This is a genomic window from Streptomyces sp. NPDC060064 (assembly GCF_042736455.1).
Classification (GTDB): Bacteria; Actinomycetota; Actinomycetes; order Streptomycetales; family Streptomycetaceae; genus Streptomyces.
Window position 1 is genome coordinate 130,964 of the sequence record NZ_JBHWWF010000011.1, and the last position, 15,454, is coordinate 146,417.

16 protein-coding genes and 3 pseudogenes are annotated in these 15,454 nt (G+C 67.4%); 9 read left to right on the forward strand and 10 right to left on the reverse strand.

All coding sequences use genetic code 11. The annotated features are described in order from the left end of the window. Positions 1 to 3 precede the first annotated feature (3 nt). A complete protein-coding gene (locus tag ACFWDI_RS15695; protein WP_385304310.1) occupies positions 4 to 1,677 on the forward strand; it encodes a helicase HerA-like domain-containing protein in 1,674 nt (557 codons plus the stop codon). Between the two features lie 198 nt (positions 1,678 to 1,875). Here the strand turns inward: ACFWDI_RS15695 and ACFWDI_RS15700 are convergent, their stop codons facing one another. Then, positions 1,876 to 3,408, reverse strand: a complete 1,533-nt coding sequence (locus ACFWDI_RS15700; protein ID WP_385304428.1) for a M28 family metallopeptidase — start codon at positions 3,406 to 3,408, stop codon at positions 1,876 to 1,878. A gap of 163 nt (positions 3,409 to 3,571) precedes the next feature. Beyond that, positions 3,572 to 4,159 carry an HhH-GPD-type base excision DNA repair protein gene (locus ACFWDI_RS15705; protein WP_385304312.1) on the reverse strand — a complete coding sequence of 196 codons (588 nt, stop codon included), beginning with the start codon at positions 4,157 to 4,159 and terminating at the stop codon, positions 3,572 to 3,574. A 450-nt stretch (positions 4,160 to 4,609) separates the two neighbouring features. Between ACFWDI_RS15705 and ACFWDI_RS15710 the strand changes: the two genes are divergently transcribed. Continuing rightward, complete coding sequence (locus ACFWDI_RS15710) at positions 4,610 to 4,822, forward strand: hypothetical protein (RefSeq protein ID WP_385304433.1); 213 nt, start codon at positions 4,610 to 4,612, stop codon at positions 4,820 to 4,822. Between the two features lie 42 nt (positions 4,823 to 4,864). Here the strand turns inward: ACFWDI_RS15710 and ACFWDI_RS15715 are convergent. The 5 genes and pseudogenes from ACFWDI_RS15715 to ACFWDI_RS15735 all read right to left on the reverse strand — a co-directional run. Continuing rightward, a pseudogene (locus ACFWDI_RS15715) lies at positions 4,865 to 5,041 on the reverse strand (hypothetical protein); the annotation flags it as partial. Positions 5,042 to 5,103: 62 nt separating this feature from the next. Beyond that, positions 5,104 to 5,490, reverse strand: a complete 387-nt coding sequence (locus ACFWDI_RS15720; protein ID WP_385304314.1) for a DUF5994 family protein — start codon at positions 5,488 to 5,490, stop codon at positions 5,104 to 5,106. A 565-nt stretch (positions 5,491 to 6,055) separates the two neighbouring features. Then, positions 6,056 to 6,412: a PRC-barrel domain-containing protein gene (locus ACFWDI_RS15725; protein WP_385304316.1), complete on the reverse strand. Its 357-nt coding sequence runs from the start codon at positions 6,410 to 6,412 to the stop codon at positions 6,056 to 6,058. A gap of 310 nt (positions 6,413 to 6,722) precedes the next feature. Next, on the reverse strand, positions 6,723 to 7,010 hold the full coding sequence (locus tag ACFWDI_RS15730; protein WP_385304318.1) for a hypothetical protein: 288 nt from the start codon (positions 7,008 to 7,010) through the stop codon (positions 6,723 to 6,725). Positions 7,011 to 7,028: 18 nt separating this feature from the next. Beyond that, positions 7,029 to 7,301 carry a hypothetical protein gene (locus ACFWDI_RS15735; RefSeq protein ID WP_385304320.1) on the reverse strand — a complete coding sequence of 91 codons (273 nt, stop codon included), beginning with the start codon at positions 7,299 to 7,301 and terminating at the stop codon, positions 7,029 to 7,031. 733 nt (positions 7,302 to 8,034) lie between these two features. On the opposite strand from ACFWDI_RS15735, the gene ACFWDI_RS15740 reads away from it, so the two are divergent. Next, positions 8,035 to 8,253 carry a hypothetical protein gene (locus ACFWDI_RS15740; RefSeq protein ID WP_385304321.1) on the forward strand — a complete coding sequence of 73 codons (219 nt, stop codon included), beginning with the start codon at positions 8,035 to 8,037 and terminating at the stop codon, positions 8,251 to 8,253. A gap of 317 nt (positions 8,254 to 8,570) precedes the next feature. After that, positions 8,571 to 10,088 carry a glycine betaine/L-proline transporter ProP gene (gene proP / locus ACFWDI_RS15745; RefSeq protein ID WP_385304429.1) on the forward strand — a complete coding sequence of 506 codons (1,518 nt, stop codon included), beginning with the start codon at positions 8,571 to 8,573 and terminating at the stop codon, positions 10,086 to 10,088. 453 nt (positions 10,089 to 10,541) lie between these two features. Here proP and ACFWDI_RS15750 read toward each other — a convergent pair whose 3' ends face one another. Next, positions 10,542 to 11,030 carry a hypothetical protein gene (locus ACFWDI_RS15750; RefSeq protein WP_385304322.1) on the reverse strand — a complete coding sequence of 163 codons (489 nt, stop codon included), beginning with the start codon at positions 11,028 to 11,030 and terminating at the stop codon, positions 10,542 to 10,544. Positions 11,031 to 11,407: 377 nt separating this feature from the next. Further along, positions 11,408 to 11,917 carry an ArsI/CadI family heavy metal resistance metalloenzyme gene (locus ACFWDI_RS15755; RefSeq protein WP_385304323.1) on the reverse strand — a complete coding sequence of 170 codons (510 nt, stop codon included), beginning with the start codon at positions 11,915 to 11,917 and terminating at the stop codon, positions 11,408 to 11,410. A gap of 101 nt (positions 11,918 to 12,018) precedes the next feature. Between ACFWDI_RS15755 and ACFWDI_RS15760 the strand changes: the two genes are divergently transcribed. The 5 genes and pseudogenes from ACFWDI_RS15760 to ACFWDI_RS15780 form a co-directional block, all read left to right on the forward strand. Beyond that, positions 12,019 to 12,405, forward strand: coding sequence for an ArsR/SmtB family transcription factor (locus tag ACFWDI_RS15760; protein ID WP_385304325.1), 387 nt, complete (start codon positions 12,019 to 12,021; stop codon positions 12,403 to 12,405). After that, positions 12,402 to 13,148: an aquaporin gene (locus ACFWDI_RS15765; RefSeq protein WP_385304326.1), complete on the forward strand. Its 747-nt coding sequence runs from the start codon at positions 12,402 to 12,404 to the stop codon at positions 13,146 to 13,148. The genes ACFWDI_RS15760 and ACFWDI_RS15765 overlap by 4 nt, the downstream gene beginning before the upstream one ends. Positions 13,149 to 13,172: 24 nt before the next feature. After that, positions 13,173 to 13,592, forward strand: coding sequence for an arsenate reductase ArsC (locus ACFWDI_RS15770; protein WP_385304327.1), 420 nt, complete (start codon positions 13,173 to 13,175; stop codon positions 13,590 to 13,592). Between the two features lie 30 nt (positions 13,593 to 13,622). Then, positions 13,623 to 13,748: pseudogene (locus ACFWDI_RS15775) on the forward strand (N-acetyltransferase); the annotation flags it as partial. Positions 13,749 to 13,758: 10 nt separating this feature from the next. Beyond that, a pseudogene (locus ACFWDI_RS15780) lies at positions 13,759 to 13,985 on the forward strand (site-specific integrase); the annotation flags it as partial. Positions 13,986 to 15,074: 1,089 nt separating this feature from the next. On the opposite strand, the gene ACFWDI_RS15785 reads toward ACFWDI_RS15780, so the two are convergent. After that, on the reverse strand, positions 15,075 to 15,446 hold the full coding sequence (locus tag ACFWDI_RS15785) for a hypothetical protein (protein ID WP_385304330.1): 372 nt from the start codon (positions 15,444 to 15,446) through the stop codon (positions 15,075 to 15,077). Positions 15,447 to 15,454: the final 8 nt, after the last annotated feature.

The following is a 15,454-nucleotide window of genomic DNA, read 5'->3' on the forward strand; positions in this document are numbered from 1 at the left end:
GCCATGAGCGCCGGCCAACAGCCGTTGAACGCGCCGGAAACGGAAACGCCCACGGGTGTGTCCGGGGCTGATGGGGCTGCGTCCACCCCGGCGGGCGCGTCGGCCGCCAGGTCCGCGCTGCCGCCGCCCGCGCAGGAGATCGCCGCCGGATACGCCCTCAGCGGCGCCGCACTGGACCTCGGCGCACTGCTCTGGGACGGCCAGTGCCGACCCGAGGCCCAGATCCGCATCCCGCTGTCCATGCTCAACCGGCACGGTCTGGTCGCCGGCGCCACCGGCACCGGAAAGACCAAGACACTCCAGCTGATCGCCGAGCAGCTCTCCGCGAACGGCGTGCCCGTCTTCCTCGCCGACATCAAGGGTGATGTCTCCGGAATCTCCGCCCCGGGCGAGTCGGGCGCGAAGGTCCAGGAGCGGGCCGGGCAGGTCGGGCAGGCGTGGGAGGCCAAGGGATTCCCCTGCGAGTTCTACGGCCTCGGCGGCATCGGCCCCGGCGTTCCGCTGCGCGCGACGGTCACCAGCTTCGGACCCGTACTGCTCTCCAAGGTGCTCCAGCTCAACCGGACGCAGGAGCAGTCGCTCGGGCTGATCTTCCACTACGCCGACTCCAAGGGACTGGAGCTGGTGGATCTCAAGGATCTGCGGGCCGTGGTCGCCTTTCTGGTGTCGGACACCGGGAAGGCGGAGCTCAAGAACATCGGCGGACTCTCCACGGCCACCGCCGGGGTGATCCTGCGTGCGCTCACCGCCTTCGAGCAGCAGGGCGCGGGCGGCTTCTTCGGCGAGCCGGAGTTCGACACGAGTGAGCTGCTGCGTACGGCTCCGGACGGGCGCGGGCTCGTCTCCGTACTGGAACTGCCCGCCGTGCAGGACAAGCCGCAGCTGTTCTCGACGTTTCTGATGTGGCTGCTCGCGGACCTCTTCCACGACCTTCCCGAGGTCGGGGATGTCGAGAAGCCGAAGCTGGTGTTCTTCTTCGACGAGGCGCATCTGCTCTTCAACGGGGCGTCGACGGCGTTCCTGGAGTCGATTACGCAGACGGTGCGGCTGATTCGCTCGAAAGGAGTCGGCGTCTTCTTTGTCACGCAGACGCCGAAGGATGTTCCGGGGGATGTGCTGGCGCAGCTCGGCAACCGGGTGCAGCACGCGCTGCGCGCCTTCACTCCGGACGACGCCAAGGCACTGAAGGCGACGGTGAAGACCTTCCCGAAATCGCCGTACGACCTGGAGGAGGTGCTGACGGGGCTCGGCACGGGCGAGGCGGTGATCACCGTGCTCAGCGACAAGGGAGCCCCGACGCCGGTCGCGGTGACCCGTCTGCGCGCCCCGCAGTCGCTGATGGGCCCGATCGACGCGGCGGCCCTGTGCGAGGCGGTGAAGTCCTCGCAGCTGTACTCGCGCTATGCGGAGGCGGTCGACCGGGAGTCGGCCTACGAGAAGCTGACGGCCGAACAGCAGGAGGCGGAGGCGGCGGCGATGCGGGCGGCGGTGGAGGCCGAGCGTGCCAAGGAGGCGGCGGGGACGGCGAAGGCCCCGCGGGCGCGGGCGCAGGACGAGTCTGTGGTGGGGCAGGTTATGGGCAGCGGCCTTTTCAAGTCGCTGGCGCGCTCGGTCGGTACGCAGCTGGGCCGGGAGATCTCCCGCTCGATCTTCGGCACGGCCCGCAGGCGAAGCTAGGGCGGGTTCCCCACTGGGGGGCGAGCCCCCAGGCCCCGTACGGCCTTCGGCCGTGTCCTCAATCGCCGGACGGGCCGGGTTTCCGCCGGAGGGGCATTTCAGCCCCTCCGGCGTTTGAGGAGCGGGGCTTGGGGCGGAGCCCCGACAAGAGCCTCGCCGGCGATTGAGGCGCGCGGTGGGCGGCGCCCCAGCCGCGGCCTACTCGGTCACATCGTGGTCGTGTCCGTCGTGCAGGCCGCCACCGCTGCCCGCTTCGCCGCCCGTCGGGACCGTGACGACCGGCTTGCGCAGCGAGCTCAGGTCGTGGGCGTATGTGCCCACCGCGTTGGCGATGACGCCGATGTTGACGGCGAACGCCTTCATGTCGATGTTGCTGATGTTGTCGCACTTGGCGTGGTAGCAGGAGTCGTACGCCACCCCGGCCGTGCCGCCGTACTTCTTCGCCTGGGCCGCCGTCTTGATGCCCTCGGCGCCCGTGAACGTACCGCCGGACGGGATGCCGGCCTCGATGAACGGGCCGTAGTCCGAGCGGCCCGTGAAGTCCGTGCCCTCGTGCGGCCTGCCCCGCTTGTCGAGGAACTCGTTGATGTCACGCTCGAGTTGCGCCGAGCCGGCCGGGCCGGGGCCCGCGCCCACGCCGTCGGAGTCGTCGCCGTCGTAGACGAAGAGCCCGTAGTTCGGCGAGGCGATCATGTCGAAGTTCAGGTAGAGCTTGATCTCCTTCTTGCCCAGCGAGCTCAGCTGGGCGACGTATGCCTCCGAGCCGAGCAGGCCGTTCTCCTCCGCCGACCACCAGGCGAAGCGGACCTTGTTGGTCGGCCTCGCCTTGGACTTGGCGAGTTCCTGGGCGACTTCGAGGAGTCCGGCCGAGCCGGAGCCGTTGTCGTTGATGCCGGGGCCCGCGGTGACCGAGTCGAGGTGCGCGCCGAGCATCACGGTGTTCGCGGCGTTGCCGCCGCGGGTCTCCGCGATGACGTTGTTGGTGGAGCGCTTCTGCTGGAGCTGGCGGATCTCGAAGGAGATGTTCACCGGGCCCCTGGCGACGTCGGCGGCGAGCTGCTCGCCCTCGGCCTGGGTGATTCCGCCGGTCGGGATCTTGCCGGTGGCCGGGTCGCCGAGGGTGCCCGACAGCGCGCCGTCGGTGTTGTTGTAGATGACCGCGCCGACCGCGCCGGCACCCGCCGCGGCAGCCTGCTTCTCGCCGAAGGTGCAGCCGCCGCGCTTGATCAGCGCGATCTTTCCGGTGAAGGTCCCGGAGGCGTAGTCGGCCGGCTCGCAGCCGGTGGTCGCGTCCACCGGCACGGCGGCCAGATCGGCCTTGACGCCACCCACCGGAGTGGACTTGGTGTACGTCATCGCCTTGATCTCGACGGCGCGCGGCGCGGGCGAGACCACGGAGAGCTTCTCGGCCTGTGTCTCGGTGTAGATGAAGTCGAACTGCTGGTACGAGACGTCGTAGCCGTACTTCTTCAGCTGCTGGTAGACGTACGCGGCGGAGGCGTCGTGCCCGAGCGTCCCTGCGGCGCGGTTGCCGTCGGTCGTGTCGGCTATCTGCTGGAACTTCTTCAGGTGCTGGAACGCGTCCTTGGCGGACGACTTCTCGACCAGTTTCCTTGCGAGTTTCGACGCGTCCTTGGCCGCCTGCTCGCCGGGGTTCTGGCGGGCTGCGGAGGGGGATGCGGATGCCAGCAGGAGCGGGGTCGCGAGTGCGGCTGCGGCCATGGTGGCCACGGCTCTGCGATGGGTTGCCTTCACAGAGATCCTTCCCGTGTGTACGAGGTTGAGGGGAAGTTAGCGATCTTTGCGAGCTCTGTGAACCGATGTGCCCCAACTCACGGCGTATTTCATCGCATTGATACCAGGAGGCGCCCCATCCACTTCAACACGCCGTGCATCAGGCCTTCTTGTCCGCCTTCGTGGCGCGTTTCATCTCCTGCTTGTACGCGCGCACCTTGGCGAGCGACTCGGGCCCGGTGATGTCGGCCGCCGAGCGGTACGAGCCCTGCTCGCCGTACGCTCCGGCAGCCTCGCGCCAGCCCTTGGGCCGCACCCCGAACTGCTTGCCCAGCAGAGCCAGGAAGATCTTCGCCTTCTGCTCGCCGAAGCCGGGCAGCGCCTTCAGCCGCGCCAGCAGCTCCTCCCCGGTTTCCACATCGCGCCAGATGGCGCTCACGTCGCCGTCGTACTCGTCGACCAGGTACTGGCACAGCTGCTGCACCCGTTTGGCCATGTTTCCCGGATAGCGGTGGACGGCGGGCTTCTGCTTCAGCAGCTCGGCGAAGGCGTCGGGGTCGTACGCGGCGATCTGGGCAGCATCGAGATCGTCGGCGCCCATGCGCTGCGCGATGGTGTACGGGCCGGAGAACGCCCACTCCATGGGGACCTGCTGGTCGAGCAGCATGCCGATGAGCACGGCGAGCGGACTGCGGCTGAGCAGTTCGTCGGCCTCGGGCTGCTGGGCGAGATGAATCGTGGGGCTCATGTCCCGATGATCACCCGGCCGCTGACGCGCCGCCAGTCTCACGCGGGCGATCGGGTCGCTCCGGGGTGCACAAGAGCTGGTGCGCGCCCAGGGTCGCTGCCGCGCTGCCGTGGATCGGAAGGCTGCGGTGGCGGCCGGTGCGGCTGATCAGGTGGCCGGTGCTGAGGGGCGGCCGGGTCCGCGGTCGCCCCATTCGGCCGGTGCTGCCTCGTCCGGACGGGGCCGCGCGCCCGTCCATGATCTGCCGGGGACCTGCCGGCGCCCCCCTGAGCCCTGCCGAGACCTGCCGAGCCCTGACGAGACCTGCCGAGCCCTGCCGAGCCCTGACGAGACCTGCCGAAACCTGGCGGATCGACGAGCGGTTCCCTCGTTCCGCGGATGCTGGGACAGTGGTTGCATGCCCCCGGCCTCAGCGCTGCAGTCCGTCGACGAAGCGATGTCGCGGCACGCGTGGGGGATGTGTACGCGATTCTGTCGGAGGCCGACGGGCTGCATCCGCTCGATCCTGACGACCTTGAGCGGCTCGCGCTTGCCGCCCACGTGACCGGCAGGGATCCCGAGAGCGACGAGGTGTGGGCGAGGGCCCACCATGCGTGGCTGAGCCGCGGCGAGGTGCAGCGGGCGGTGCGGTGCGTGTTCTGGCTGGGGGCCGCTGACCAGTAGCACCGCGTCGCGGGCCACCGTCGCGAGGGCCGCGGGCGCGGGGTGCTCGGCCCGCCAGTGCAGGACCGGCTGCCGCTCGCTCTCCGCTTCCGCTTCCGCATCGGCTGTGTCCGTGTCCGACTTCGTCTCCGCGAGGGCCAGCTGGGGTGCGAGGTCGGGGCGGGCCGCCGCTTCGTTGACGTGTGCGACGTCGGCCCGATCCGGGTCCTGCCCGCCCATCGCGGCGAGCAGTACCCGGGGAAAGATCGTGCTCACGGTCTCGTAGGTGAAGTGACCCAGGACTACGCGGGGGTGATGCCGGTGACGGTGAGGATCTGCTCCGCCGATCTGCAGTTGCTGTCCAGTACGGCCATGGTCATCGCGGCGCGTGCGGCCGATGCGGGAGCCTGTGGCGGGATCACCAGGAAGGAGAAGTGGTCCTGAGGCCCGCGAGTGATGATCATTGTGCTGTCGTCGACGGCCGACCAGTCGATATGGACCGTGCGGCCGTCGATGGCCAGGTGGCCGGGAGCGTGGTTCCAGGCACTCGCGTCCAGGCCGACGCTTGCGATGGGGCCCAGTCGGGCGGTCAGGGCGGTGATCAGGCCGGGCAGTTGGGTTTCGATGTCACGGGAGCTCGGCCACCACGCGCCGTCGAACAACCCCACCCGGCTGGAGGTCGTCTCCATCCTCAGCACAGCCGCGCCGGGAACTATCGGCTGATCGCTTGTGTCCTCGAGGAGCAGGAGAGGATTCGGGATGCTGGAATCGCAGGTCATGAGACGCCGCCAGTGGCACTCGAAGCCGCGTGTCCGCGGGACGTGGGTGGAACTGCCGTGGGCCGAGTGGTACCTGAGCAACGACTTCTTGCGCAGCTGAACCTGAGGCCGGGCGGGCTGGTGGCCGGCGCGAGCATGAGTCGGAGGGGCAGCGAAGAGGTCCGGTCTTCGACCGCGGGCGTATGCAACATGGTCGCGGTCATGACGCGGACCCTGCCCCGGCCCGATCGAAACCGGCCCGGTGTCGTGAATCGCCGAAAACGACACGAGCAATGGAAGCTGGTGCGCGAAGAGTTCTCGGTGTTGCCAGGGTACTCCCGGCCGGACCCCGCCGAAATGCTTCGAATGTGCTGCCGCAGCCGGCGGATGGGACGCCGCCGAGCACCCCGAGACCAGCACCATCACCCGAATCCTTCGTCAGCGCTGAGCCTTCAGTGCTGAGCCTTCAGTGCTGAGCTGTACTGAGCGTCGCGGGTCAGCGGCGCGCGAGTTGCCGTTCGCCGTTGGCGCCCGGCTGGTAGGTCATGCCGTAGTGCTGGAAGATCGCTTCCTCCTGCCCGGCGGGCAGTACGTCGTCCGTGCCGATCGAAGGGGCCTTCCTCACCAGTCCTTTGGCGTAGGAGACCTTGAGGTATCCCGGTCCGAGGACGGCCTTGTCGAGGGGGACGAAGACCAGGCGCTGGCGACTGAGCAGCCCGGTCCGGACGGTAACCACGGCCGGTTCGTCGGTGGTGGTGTCCACATAGACCGCTTCGAGCACGCCGATCTTGCGCTGCTTCTCGTCGACGACATCGTGGTCGCGCCACTCGCGGATGTCGGCTGCCTGGATCATGCCCTCTCCCTCCTGAGCGGGACACCGGTCGGTGCGAGCCGTCTGAGCGGATCACCGGTCGGTGCGAGCCGTCCCACGGAATGTCGCGGCCGAGCACCTGGATCGGTGGCCCTCCACTTTTCCAGCCTGCCCCCGCGGGCCCCTGACGCCACGCTCACTCACCCAGTCGGATCCGCGCCCGCCCCGCATGCGAGCCCTGGCATCTGCTGCGCTGTCGCACCGACGACTTGGGCAACGACCCCGGCGTATACACGCCGGGGTCGCCCTTCCGGGCGGTTGCACGTGAGAGTGCACCAACCCACAGTCGATTTTACTGCCCGCTGTCTCGTCCCTGCTCTTCTTCCATGGCCTCCATGCGCCGAATTCCTTCGTGTGTCAGCGTGACCATGGCGGGCGTGTTGCCTGTGGCCCAGTCGACCGTGATCAGCTCCTCGCCCACCAGATAGGTGCAGGCGGCAGCCAGATCCTCTTCGCGGATCCCGAGACCGTGAAGCAGCTGCGCCCCGGTGACACCCAGGAGGCGGTTGCCTTCAGTGGCCTCGTACAGAGCCTGCATGATCTTCTCGCGGTACGCCTTCCGCTCCGTCAGAGATGCCATGACTGCCACCTGGTCTCCTCAGACCTCGTCCTTGTGCGGGCGGTCACTCGCCGCTGACTTGCTGGTCACCAGCCATGGCGGGGCCGAATCGGTGGGCTGGGGGGTGTGCGTGGTGTCCAGGGTGATGTGGAGCCGGGTCCCGCCGTCGTGGCCGGCGGGGTAGCTGCGCTGTTCGGTGGAGGTGAAGAAGTGCCGGAGAACCTCTGCGACCCGGCGGGCGGCTTCGGGGGACGTGGCGACGATGCGAACCTCAGCGAGCCCTGCCCCGGGCACTGGTTCCGCAGATTTCATGATGGCCTCGCTGTCCGGCGAATGGTGCGCCCAGCGATGTGAGGCGAGGGCGTAGAACGGCATGCGCGGGCGCGCTCGAAATGGCCCCGGTGTCTTCACCCTACTCCGGCGCGAACAGGGGCCCCTGGCTCGCATCCGCTCGATGTCCCGGCCCCGGCTCCCGATTTCACACTCCGAGTGGTCCCGAACCGCCGGTTCCGAATCAAAATTTCGGTGATGGTTCGGTTTCTTGTCGCGCTTTTTCCGCGTGACTGAGTCATTTCCTCTGGGCTGTCCATCGCGAGGGAGACGGCGTGTGCCCCAGGGAGCTTCGTCGCTAAATGCCGTTTTCGTTTCACCTATACATCGATAAGTAGAAGATGTAGACATCTCATGCCATCTCGTCTCGCTGGGTGTGCGTCGAACCGTAAATGCTGATATGCCCTGTCGGGGTCGTGCGCAGGGCTTTTACGTGAGTGTTGACCGTAGATTCCGTGCGATGGGTTCGTCGCCACCGGCAGACAAAACTGCACTTCAAGGCAGGTTGTGGTGACGAAGTGTGTGCACCGAAAAGAACCGGGAGGTAAGTTGCCCGGCGGTCCCTCGGCGTGATTGCATCCTGCGAGTACGGGAGTCGTAATTATTGGTACCCGGTTGGGTGTCAGGCGCCCGTTGAACCGGCCGGATTTGTCTTGCCATAAACCCGGCCGACGCCCGTTCAGGAACCCCAGAGCATTGAAAGGAAGGGAAAGTCGTGCGCAAGGACTTCACCCCTCAGGTTGAGACCGTCGAGATTTCCGACAGCGAGCTGGACAACATTTCCGGTGGTGTCGCCGGCGCCGGTGCCCATGTCGCCGGTAACGGCGCCTCCGTCGGCATCGGCGACGTAGTCGGGACTGCCCGTTCCCTCGCGCCCGCCCTGCCCGTTTCGCAGCTCGCCGGTCTCGTCTCGGTGCAGACCACCGGCATCTGACAGCGGCATTTTGCGACAACGTCTAATGGCCAGGAGTATTACTCGACCCACCGGTGCATCTGCATACCAGTAGGTTGGCCAGGACCCCGGAACGCTCCAGTTCCGGGGTTCATGCATGTTCTGGACGAGGCTCGTCGGCCGCGCATCTGCAGTCGAAACTGTGAGCAACGGTCCATATAATGACAAAGACGGCATTGGAAGCGTGAGCCCCATACCCTCGAACCTGCCGACGGAATGCGATGAGCACGGGCCGTAGCGCACCCAACCCCCCTGGCAGCGGCAGGCCGCCCTATGGCGGCCGCAGCGCCACCGACCGCATGCTGCGCACGCTGCTGCGGCGCCGCAAGAAGTCGCTGACCGTCGAGGACGTCACCGTCACCGACGCGGCGCAGATGCGGCGCGCGGTCTCGGCCGCGGCGCTCGGCAACATGATGGAGTGGTTCGACTTCGGCGTTTACGCCTACATGGCGGCCACGCTGGGCAAGGTCTTCTTCCCCTCCAGTTCCCCCGGTGCGCAGGTGGTCTCGAGCTTCGCCACCTTTGCCGCGGCGTTCGTCGTGCGCCCCCTCGGCGGGCTGGTCTTCGGTCCGCTGGGCGACCGTATCGGGCGCCAGCGGGTGCTCTCAGCGACCATGATCATGATGGCGATCGGCACCTTTGCGGTGGGACTGCTGCCCGGCTACAACGCCATCGGCTTCGCCGCCCCGCTGCTGCTCGTCGTCTGCCGTCTTGTGCAGGGTTTCTCCACCGGCGGTGAGTACGCCGGGGCCACCACCTACATCGCCGAGTACGCCCCGGACACGCGTCGTGGCTTCCTCGGCAGCTGGCTCGACTTCGGGACGTTCATCGGCTTCGCCCTCGGCTCCGGCCTGGTCACCGTGCTCACCGCCGCCATCGGCCCGGACAGCATGGTGGACTGGGGCTGGCGGATCCCCTTCCTGCTCGCCGGCCCGCTCGGGCTGATCGGCCTCTACATGCGGCTGCGGCTGGAGGAGACCCCAGCCTTCCGGGACGAGGCCGAACGGATGCACAAGGAGTCCGAGGCGCTGAGGGCGTGGGGCGAGGACCCGATCGAGCAGGCCCGCCAGTCCGGCAAGGGGCGACTGAAGGAGATCTTCACCAAGCACTGGCAGGCATTCCTGATCTGCATGGGGCTGGTGCTTCTGTACAACGTCACCAGCTACATGGTCACCTCCTACCTGCCGACGTACATGATCGAGTCTCTCGGGCAGAACGAGACCACCGCACAACTGCTGGTGCTCGGCACCATGCTCGTGGTGGCGCTGACCATCACCGTGGTCGGCCGCAGCTCCGACCGCTGGGGCCGCAGACCGTTGTTCATGATCGGCAGCATCGCGCTGGTGGTGCTGGCTCTGCCCGCGATACTCCTGATCCGGGAGGGCGGCGTCGTGCTGCCGGCCATCGGCTGTCTGATCCTGGGCCTTCTCCTGGTCTGCTTCGCCGGAACCGCCGCGGCGACGTTGCCGGCACTCTTCCCCACCCGGCTGCGCTACGGGGCGCTGTCGATTTCGTACAACATCTCTGTTTCGCTGTTCGGCGGTACGACGCCTCTGATCGCCGCGGCGCTGGTGGAGGGCACCGGGAACAAGCTCGTCCCCGCGTACTACCTGATGGCCGCCGGAGTGATCGGCTTCGTCTCGTCCCTTTTCCTGCACGAGACGGCCGGTAAGCCGCTCCGAGGTTCCGGACCGATGGTGGAGACCCCGGAAGAGGCCCGCGAACTGGTCGCCGGCAGCCGCACCGAGGCAAGCCGCTGGGCTCGCGACGCCTGGCTCCGCCTGCGCCATCCATGGGGGCGCCACGGCGCCAACTGAGACGGACACTGGACGGCAACGCCGAAGGGCCTCACCGCGAACGGTGGGGCCCTTCAACGTATTGCCCGGTGAGAGCAATGGCGGAGGATACGAGATTCGAACTCGTGAGGGGTTGCCCCCAACACGCTTTCCCAGTCTGTTGGTGGGGGTGAGGACTGCGGTCGTGGCCGTTCACCTGGGTTCATGACGGAGCAAGTACGTGAGCCAGGCCGGCCACTCGTCGTCGACCTCGAGTCTCTGCCTCAAGGCTGGAGTGGCCGACCTTCTGATCTGTAGCTCTGGCCGATCGGTCAGCGGCGGTCATTTCGGTCGCCGCAAGCTCTATCGGGGCGCTGCCGGACAGGGCCGGTTGCCGTGGTTGCGGTACGGCGCTCCTGTACAGCCCGGCCGCTGGTGACCGAACGGGTTACGCCACGACGAGCCCGCCGGGGAGGCTCGGATGTACGCCTGGGATCACTGCGGCGGAATGGGCAGCTGATAGAACGTGCACGGCCCGAGCGGCACACCATTGGCGCATCTGCCCTCCCACACTGTTCCCGTCGAAGTCAGCACGGTGATGAACACCGGGCCGGCCGAAACATCGAAGACGTTGGATGCCAGCGTGACATCGACAACGTTGGAGGGGCCTCCCACCGCCTGCCAGCCGCCAACAGGAGTACCTGGGTTGTTGTTCTCATTGACTGTCAGGGCGTAGACCTTGCCGTTGCACAGCGCCGCGACGTACTTGGCATGGCTCGATTCGTTCCCCACGGAGTCGAGGTCCACGCAGCCCTTTTTTGGCCGGTCCGGTTTTGGCGAGTCCAGCTTCGACTGAGCGTGTACGAGCAGGTCAGCAATTCCGTCCTCGGGCTGTGTCTGAGCCGCTGCTGCGCCGCCAGCCCCGATGACCGTCATGATGGCTGTGGCGGTCAGCGTTGCGGCAAGCCTACGCTTGCGTTCCATTCCATACGCCCCTTCCTTTTGTGGAAGCGGATTTCGTGATCCGCTTGGCGAAAGAATGGTTACCTGCGACACGCCATCCATCACGGGTGAACACATAGTTCACCCAAATGTCCGGCGTGTCGGGCTTTTCCGGGCCCGTTTTCCATGGCTCGGAGTGACGCACGTTCCCATTCCAGCCCCCCGCCCCTACCGACCGCCCCCGGCCGCAGAGGGTTCCTCTGCTCCGCCCCGCCGGTGATCCAGGCTTCGCGCGACGCCCTGCGGGCCGCTCTCACCCATGCGGTCGCCGGCCGTGTTCGAGCCTTGGCCTCGGGATATGAAGGCTGGTCTTGTGGGTCGGTCGGGCCGCCGGCGTTGCCCTCCCGCTGCGCGGTGGGTCAGCTGCCGCAGGTGCATCCGGCGGTGGCCTTCGCCTCGGCCGGGGTCTGGGCCGGGTCGAGGGCCTGCTCCTCGGGAGTGCAGCAGGCGGTGGTGCCGCAGCAGGCATCCGGTGCGCCGTCACTGCTCTTGCCGAGGTTGTCGGCGTCGGCCTTGACGACGTACACCTCCCACGGTTCCTTGCCCGGGCCGGTCACCCAGACCTTGTCCTGCAGGGCGTAGCAGCAGGAGGTGTCGTTCTCCTCGAAGGTCGCGAGGCCTGCCTCCTGGAGTCGGCCTGCCGCGGCGGTGACCTGCTCGGTGGACTCCACTTCCACTCCGAGGTGGTCCAGGCGGGTGTCTTCGCCGGTCTCGCCCTCGATCAGGACGAGCTTGAGCGGGGGCTCGATGATCGCGAAGTTCGCGTACCCGGGGCGGAGCTTGGCGGGCTCCGCGCCGAAGAGCTTGGAGTAGAAGGCGATGGAGCCTTCGAGGTCGTTGACACGCAGGGCGAGCTGAACGCGGGACATGGCTGTCTCCTGGTCCTGATCCGGCACTGAATCGACGTTCGTCGATACAGCTCGATGAAGTCGAGGTTGCCACTCGGATAGATGACTGTCAACATAGACGCATGTCGAAATCAGAGCTGCCCGTGCTCGGGCAGGACGATCAGGCGGCCTGCTGCTCGCCGATGGTCCGCGAGCCGCTGGGGGCAGAAGCCGCCGTTGACCTGGCCCGGATGTTCAAGGCGCTGTCGGACCCGGTACGCCTGCGCCTGCTGTCCTTGATCGCCTCGCACGAGGGTGGCGAGGCCTGCGTGTGTGACCTCATCGGCCCGTTCGACGTGTCGCAGCCGACGATTTCCCACCATCTGAAGGTGCTGCGCGAGGCGGGCCTCGTCGGTTCGGAGCGGCGCGGAACCTGGGTCTACTACTGGGTGTTGCCCGCCGCCCTCGCCAGGCTCTCCTCTCTCCTCCAGACTCCTGCCGACTCCGTTGGCGCGGGCGTCGCGGGATGACCGGCACCCCTTCGCTCGGACGCCGCGCCCTGGTCGAGCTGGTGGGCACGGCGGCTCTGGTGACCGTCGTGGTCGGCTCCGGTATCCAGGCGACCGAGCTGACGCGCGATGTCGGTGTGCAGCTGCTGGCCAACTCGCTGGCGACTGTCTTCGGTCTGGGCATGCTGATCGCCCTGCTCGGCCCGGTCTCCGGCGCCCACTTCAACCCGGTGGTCACACTGGCCGCCTGGTGGACCGACCGCCAAGGCGGTGACGGGCTCACGCTGCGCGACGTGACGGCATACGTGCCCGCGCAGGTGGCCGGGGGCATCGGCGGCGCGGTGTTGGCGAACGCGATGTTCGCCGAGCCCCTCGTACGGTTCTCGACGCACGACCGGGCCGCCGGTCACCTGTGGCTGGGCGAGGTCGTCGCCACCGCGGGCCTGGTCCTCCTCGTCTTCGGGCTGCCTCGCACGGGGCAGCAGCGCCTCGGCCCAGTCGCCGTCGCCTCGTACATCGGGGCGGCGTACTGGTTCACCTCCTCCACCAGCTTCGCGAACCCGGCAGTGACCATCGGCCGCGCCTTCACCGACACCTTCGCCGGGATCGCCCCCGCCTCCGTACCGCCGTTCATCGCAGCCCAACTCGTCGGAGCGGTCGTCGGTCTCGTCCTGGTCGCCGCGCTGTTCGGCCGATCCCGCCCAGCTGCGGACACCGTGATCGTCGCCCAAGGTGAGCCCAAGCTCGCCGCCTCCGGCCGCTGAACTCCAGAGAAGGAAGATCCGCACGTGACCGCTCGCGAAACCCCGTCTGTGCTGTTCGTCTGCGTCCACAACGCGGGCCGGTCCCAGATGGCCGCCGCGTTCCTCGCCCACCTCGCAGGCGACCAGGTGGAAGTCCGCTCCGCCGGTTCCGCGCCGGCCGACACCGTGAACCCCGCGGTGGTCGAAGCCATGCAGGAGACCGGCATCGACATCTCCGCCCAAACGCCGAAGATCCTGACCACCGAAGCTGTACAGGCCTCTGATGTGGTGGTCACCATGGGATGCGGCGACGCCTGCCCCTACTTCCCCGGCAAGCGCTACCTCGACTGGAAGCTCGGCGACCCCGCCGGCCAAGGCGTAGCCGCCGTCCGACCGATCCGCGACGAGATCGAGCAGCGCATACGCGGCCTGCTGTCCGAACTCGGCGTCGAGGCACGGTCATGACCCACGACGTCCGCGGTACGGATCGTCAGCATGCTGCCCGAGCATGCCGAACAGGTACTGGCGATCTACCAACTCGGCATCGACGGCGGTGACGCCGGCATAGAAACCACTGCACCCACCTGGGAGGCATTCGACGCCTCCCGGCTGCCCGCGCACATCCCGTCCGAAGCTGCTTCGGGACGCAGGTGTGCGGGACGGTCGGCTGCATGATGCACGTCACACGGCGGCTACGGTGCTTCTGCTGCTCGGTGTCCCGGACGTTGTGGTGGACGCGATCATGGGTTGGGGGCCTGGGGGAGCAGCGCGGATGGCATGCACGTCACTGGGCCGATGCTGCGGAAGGTGGCGCAGCAGGTCGGCGATGCGCTCTGGGAGCTGCCGAGGACCAACTGAGACGGAGACTGAGACGGAGACTGAGACGGAAACTGAGACGGACAACGCCGAAGGGCCCCACCGCGAACGGTGGGGCCCTTCAACGTATTGCCCGGTGAGAGCAATGGCGGAGGATACGAGATTCGAATTCGTGAGGGGTTGCCCCCAACACGCTTTCCAAATGTTCGTCTGGGGGTCCGCAGGTATGCGGGAGCGTTCTGACCTGTGGTGGAGCAGGGTGTGGTGGGGCTTCTGAACGGTCCCGGACGCACGTGAATGAGACCAGAACTGAGACCACGGAGCAGATGGGTTCAGTCCTGCCGACCTGGGCTTACTCCACGGACAGCTCCGGTCGCCACTCCCGGATGTCGTCGTCGAAGTCGCCGTCGCGCACGTCGTTCAGAGCAGCGGCATAACCGATCTCGATGGCCTCGTTCCGGGCATGACGGCGCGGCGAGATGGTCTACCTGGAGCACGGAGGCATTCCTGGGCAGTGATACGCCCACGTGGCCGTCTCGTCGAAGCGGAGCGGAGCGGCCTTTCCGGTTTGTGATCAGCCGTCACTCACCGCGATGACTTCTGCGAATTCGATTGTTGTCATTCCAGTTCGGTCGCTCTGAGCACACGGAAGCCGAGGACGGTCAAAGTGACCGAGCTGTGCATCTTCTCTCTCACACTGGGGCCGCGAGCAATTGAGCGGAGGGCCCCGTGGGCAAACTGACGGAGGAGCAGCGGCAGCAACGAGCCCCTCGCCGATACCGGCGCCGTCCAGCAACGAGCCCCTCGCCGATACCGGCGCCGTCCAGCAACGGTTTGGAAGATCCCGGCCCGGGTGGTGGTCTACCTGCTGCTGGCCGCCGCCCTGATCGGGGCACTGCGAGGCTCCCGACCTGACGGTTCCGGCCCGACGCCCGACGGTGCGGACTTGAAAGCACTGTTCCGACGGTCCGGGCCTTGGGGGTCCCGGGGCAGCTGGCCCCAGCGCGCTGGATGCGGCCCGCCGGCGGTTCAGCATCCGCCGGAAGCCCGGCGCGGCGGGACGATGCGAACCCCCGCACCCTGGCCGGCAAGGCACACGGTGCGGGGGTCTTCATCGAGAGCGGACGAGGGCTACGTCGGACGCATCCAGGCAGGTGATTCGACGCCACCGAAAGCATTCCAGGCCAGGCAATGTTCTCGGGAGAGCGGTCCCATCAAAGGCCAGATGGACTCCAGGTCAAAGCCATCATCCCACTTATGGAGGAGGGCTTCAAGAAATCCGGTTGCCACAGCGGACCGATCCTCCTCATCCCCTGACGCCAGCACCCTCTCCACGATTTCCAGAATTCTCCCACGCTGTTGCTCGGTGAGATCGCCGCAGAGATCTGAAAATGCGAGGCCGAAGGAGCCAAGCTTTGATGTCAGCGGATAGTCGTCGTCCACTCTGGCCGCGAGAGATGCGTCTACAGTCAGCATCTCGCGCCACCACTGCGGGTCTGTCATGCTTGACC

Coding starts and splice junctions, on each gene's coding strand:
- ACFWDI_RS15695 (WP_385304310.1), top strand. CDS start 4: ATGAGCGCCGGCCAACAGCCGTTGAACGCGCCGGAAACGGAAACGCCC.
- ACFWDI_RS15750 (WP_385304322.1), bottom strand. CDS start 11,030: ATGGAACGCAAGCGTAGGCTTGCCGCAACGCTGACCGCCACAGCCATC.
- ACFWDI_RS15720 (WP_385304314.1), bottom strand. CDS start 5,490: ATGGAGACGACCTCCAGCCGGGTGGGGTTGTTCGACGGCGCGTGGTGG.
- ACFWDI_RS15785 (WP_385304330.1), bottom strand. CDS start 15,446: ATGACAGACCCGCAGTGGTGGCGCGAGATGCTGACTGTAGACGCATCT.
- ACFWDI_RS15735 (WP_385304320.1), bottom strand. CDS start 7,301: ATGAAATCTGCGGAACCAGTGCCCGGGGCAGGGCTCGCTGAGGTTCGC.
- ACFWDI_RS15755 (WP_385304323.1), bottom strand. CDS start 11,917: ATGTCCCGCGTTCAGCTCGCCCTGCGTGTCAACGACCTCGAAGGCTCC.
- ACFWDI_RS15765 (WP_385304326.1), top strand. CDS start 12,402: ATGACCGGCACCCCTTCGCTCGGACGCCGCGCCCTGGTCGAGCTGGTG.
- ACFWDI_RS15725 (WP_385304316.1), bottom strand. CDS start 6,412: ATGATCCAGGCAGCCGACATCCGCGAGTGGCGCGACCACGATGTCGTC.
- ACFWDI_RS15760 (WP_385304325.1), top strand. CDS start 12,019: ATGTCGAAATCAGAGCTGCCCGTGCTCGGGCAGGACGATCAGGCGGCC.
- ACFWDI_RS15705 (WP_385304312.1), bottom strand. CDS start 4,159: ATGAGCCCCACGATTCATCTCGCCCAGCAGCCCGAGGCCGACGAACTG.
- proP (WP_385304429.1), top strand. CDS start 8,571: ATGCTGCGCACGCTGCTGCGGCGCCGCAAGAAGTCGCTGACCGTCGAG.
- ACFWDI_RS15730 (WP_385304318.1), bottom strand. CDS start 7,010: ATGGCATCTCTGACGGAGCGGAAGGCGTACCGCGAGAAGATCATGCAG.